3 protein-coding genes and 1 pseudogene are annotated in these 3637 nt (G+C 70.7%); all 4 read left to right on the top strand.

Annotated features, from left to right (window positions below):
• Positions 1-750: adenosylhomocysteinase (locus tag VOI19_RS16235; protein ID WP_323794005.1), on the top strand; the 750-nt coding region annotated here is incomplete at its 5' end.
• A 93-nt stretch (positions 751-843) separates the two neighbouring features.
• Positions 844-1557: an MtrAB system response regulator MtrA gene (gene mtrA / locus VOI19_RS16230; RefSeq protein WP_323794004.1), complete on the top strand. Its 714-nt coding sequence runs from the start codon at positions 844-846 to the stop codon at positions 1555-1557.
• Between the two features lie 26 nt (positions 1558-1583).
• Positions 1584-3221, top strand: coding sequence for an MtrAB system histidine kinase MtrB (mtrB, locus tag VOI19_RS16225; protein ID WP_323794003.1), 1638 nt, complete (start codon positions 1584-1586; stop codon positions 3219-3221).
• Positions 3218-3637, top strand: a pseudogene (locus VOI19_RS16220) (hypothetical protein); the annotation flags it as partial. The gene mtrB and the pseudogene VOI19_RS16220, both read left to right, overlap by 4 nt.

Raw genomic sequence — 3637 nt, 5'->3', positions numbered from 1 at the left:
ACCAAGTCGAAGTTCGACAACGTCTATGGCTGCCGCCACTCGCTCATCGACGGCATCAACCGCGCCACCGGCGTCCTCATCGGCGGCAAGGTCGCGGTCGTCTGTGGCTACGGCGACGTCGGCAAGGGCTCCGCGGAGTCGCTGCGCGGCCAGGGTGCCCGCGTCATCATCACCGAGATCGACCCGATCTGCGCGCTCCAGGCAGCCATGGACGGCTACCAGGTCACCACGCTCGAGGACGCGCTGCCGACCGCCGACATCATCGTCACGGCCACCGGCAACACCGACGTCGTCACGCTCGACCACATGAAGTCGATGCGTCACAACGCGATCGTCGCCAACATCGGTCACTTCGACAACGAGATCGACATGGCCGGCCTCGAGGCCCCCGGGGTTGCCGAGCGCAACACCGTCAAGCCGCAGGTCGACGTGTGGACCTTCCCCGAGGGCAAGTCGATCATCGTGCTCTCCGAGGGTCGCCTGATGAACCTCGGCAACGCCACCGGCCACCCGAGCTTCGTGATGTCGAACTCCTTCACCAACCAGGTCCTGGCGCAGATCGAGATCTTCACCAAGACCGAGGAGTACCCGACCGGCGTCTACGTGCTGCCCAAGCACCTCGACGAGGAGGTCGCGCGGCTCCACCTCGAGTCGCTCGGCGTCAAGCTCACCACCCTCACCGACGACCAGGCCAGCTACCTCGGTCTGCCCGTCGAGGGGCCGTACAAGACCGACGCGTACCGATACTGATTCGGTAGCAGCACGTCACCGCAGGCGCCCGGGTCGAACCCTCGACCCGGGCGCTTTGCGCGTGTCCGACAACCTGCCACCTAGGATGAATGCATGACTGTGCCGTCCCACGACCTCGCGACGAATGGTCGCGTGCTCGTCGTCGACGACGACGCCGCTCTCGCCGAGATGCTCTCCATCGTCCTGCGCCAGGAGGGCTTCGACTCCTTCACCGTCGCGCGCGGTGATCTGGCCCTCGAGGCCGTGCGCGAGTACAAGCCCGACGTGGTCCTGCTCGACCTGATGCTCCCCGGCCGCGACGGCATCGACGTGTGCAAGGAGATCCGGGCGGAGTCGGGGATCCCGATCGTGATGCTGACCGCCAAGGGCGACACCGTCGACATCGTGGTCGGGCTGGAGTCCGGCGCCGACGACTACGTCGTCAAGCCGTTCAAGCCCAAGGAGCTCGTCGCGCGCATCCGCGCCCGCGTGCGCCGCAAGGACACCGCCGCGAGCAACCAGGTCGAGACCATCGACGTCGGCGACCTCGTCATCGACGTCGCCGGTCACTCGGTCAGCCGCCTCGGCGAGCCGATCGGACTCACCCCGCTCGAGTTCGACCTGCTCCTGTGCCTGGCCCGAAAGCCTTGGCAGGTGTTCACCCGCGAGATGCTCCTCGAGAGCGTCTGGGGCTACCGACACGCCGCCGACACGCGTCTGGTGAACGTGCACGTCCAGCGGCTCCGCTCCAAGGTCGAGCACGACCCCGAGCACCCGGAGATCGTGCTGACCGTGCGTGGGGTCGGCTACAAGGCCGGCAAGGTCTGAGCGGGCCGAGGGGCGGGCGCAGGTCGATGGCACGACCATGGATCCCGGTCGGGCTGCGGCGCGCCCTGACCTTCTGGCGACGCTCGGTCCAGGCTCGCGTCGTGGTGAGCACCCTGCTGCTGTCCGCGGTCGTCATCTCCGCGGTCGGCTGGTTCCTGCTGGAGCAGACGCGCGACGGCTTGCTGTCCAACCGGGTGGACGCCGTGGTCACCGAGGCCGCGGGGGAGACCAGCGAGGCCGAGCTGCGGCTCGAGGCGACGCTGCGCACCGAGGTCGACATCACTCGTCAGGTCCAGGACCTGGCTCGTCCGATCATCGCGCGCGGGGAGACCCGCGGCTTCAGCGTCGTGCTCGCCGGCCCCGTCGACGACGACCTGCCGCTCACCGGCGGCAACGCCGACTTCAGCACGGGGCTCGACCTCGCGGCGTCGATCCCCGAGTCGCTCGAGCGACGGCTCGAGGAGGTCGACGCGAGCGCAGCGTGGACCTACACCTCGATCGTGCTGCGCTCCACCGACGACGGCGTGGCGCCCGTGAGCGCGCCGGGGATCGTGGTCGGCTCGCCGATCCGGCTCCCGGCCGACGGACGCACCTACGCCCTCTACCTGCTCTTCCCGCTGGACGAGCAGGCCGAGACCCTGGCGCTGGTCACCCGGGCGCTCCTCACGGCGGCCGTGCTGCTGCTGGTCCTGGTCGCCGGCATCACCTGGCTGGTGACCCGGCAGGTCGTGGCGCCGGTGCGCATGGCGCGTCAGGTCGCGGAGCGACTCGCTGCGGGCCGGCTCACCGAGCGTCTGCGGGTCACCGGTGAGGACGACCTCGCGCGACTGGCCATGTCGTTCAACCAGATGGCCACGAGTCTCCAGCGCCAGATCCGCCAGCTCGAGGAGCTCAGCCGGGTGCAGCGGCGATTCGTCTCCGACGTCTCCCACGAGCTGCGCACGCCCCTGACGACGGTGCGGATGGCCGGTGACGTCCTCCACGACGCGCGCGGGTCCTTCGACCCGGTGACCGCTCGCGCGGCCGAGCTGCTCCAGCACGAGCTCGACCGCTTCGAGACGCTGCTCGGCGACCTGCTCGAGATCAGCCGCTTCGACGCGGGCGCCGCCCAGCTGGACCTCGAGGACGTCAACCTCGCCGACGTCGTACGACGGGTCGTCGACTCGACCCGCCCGCTCGCCGAGCAGCGGGGGGTGAGCATCGCGGTCGAGGACGGCGAGCAGCCGTGCCTCGCCGAGGCCGACGTACGACGGGTGGAGCGCATCGTGCGCAACCTGGTGACCAACGCGATCGACCACGCCGACCCGCAGCGCGAGCCCGCCATCGTGGTGCGACTCGGGTCCAGCGCGACCGCCTCGGCGATCGCGGTGCGCGACTACGGGGTGGGCCTCCAGCCGGGGGAGTCGGCGATGGTGTTCAACCGCTTCTGGCGCGCCGACCCGGCGCGAGCCCGCACCAGCGGCGGCACCGGGCTGGGCCTCGCCATCGCCGTCGAGGACACCCACCTCCACGGCGGGTGGCTGCAGGCGTGGGGTCGCCCGGGGCAGGGCGCCCAGTTCCGCCTGACCCTGCCGCGCACCGTCGCGGTGCCCCTGCGCCGCAGCCCGCTGCCCCTGGAGCCCGACGACACGCCTGCTGCGCACGGGCCGGAGGTGCTGCGATGAGGTCGCCGAGTCCGCTGACGTCACCGAGGCCGACCGCACTCTCCCTGCTCGGGGTGCTGCTGGGGGCCCTGCTGCTGGCCGGGTGCAGCGGGCTGCCCGACTCCGGACCGATCGTCGACGCACGTGGCGCGAGCACGACCGACAGCGGCTCCGCTCCCGACATCAACGCCGTGGCGCCCGGGGAGAACGCGACGGGGGTCGAGGTCGCCAGCGGCTTCCTCGACGCCATGACGGCCTCCCCGACGCGCATCGACATCGCCAAGCAGTACCTCTCGTCCTCGGCCGCAGAGGCGTGGGACCCGGAGGCGGCGACGATCATCTACTCCGACAAGCTGCCGCCGAGCGACGAGGTCACCCGGATCACGATCCCTCTCGTCGACGCCAACCGGATCGGCCGGACGGGGGAGTGGGAAGGG

Source organism: Nocardioides sp. (assembly GCF_034670285.1).
Classification (GTDB): Bacteria; Actinomycetota; Actinomycetes; order Propionibacteriales; family Nocardioidaceae; genus Nocardioides.
Note: the sequence above shows the minus strand (reverse complement) of the source record. Positions and strands in the feature narration are given on the sequence as shown.

Bases quoted from the DNA above. Each gene is read 5' to 3' on its own strand.
- mtrA (WP_323794004.1), top strand. From the start codon at position 844: ATGACTGTGCCGTCCCACGACCTCGCGACGAATGGTCGCGTGCTCGTC.
- mtrB (WP_323794003.1), top strand. From the start codon at position 1,584: ATGGCACGACCATGGATCCCGGTCGGGCTGCGGCGCGCCCTGACCTTC.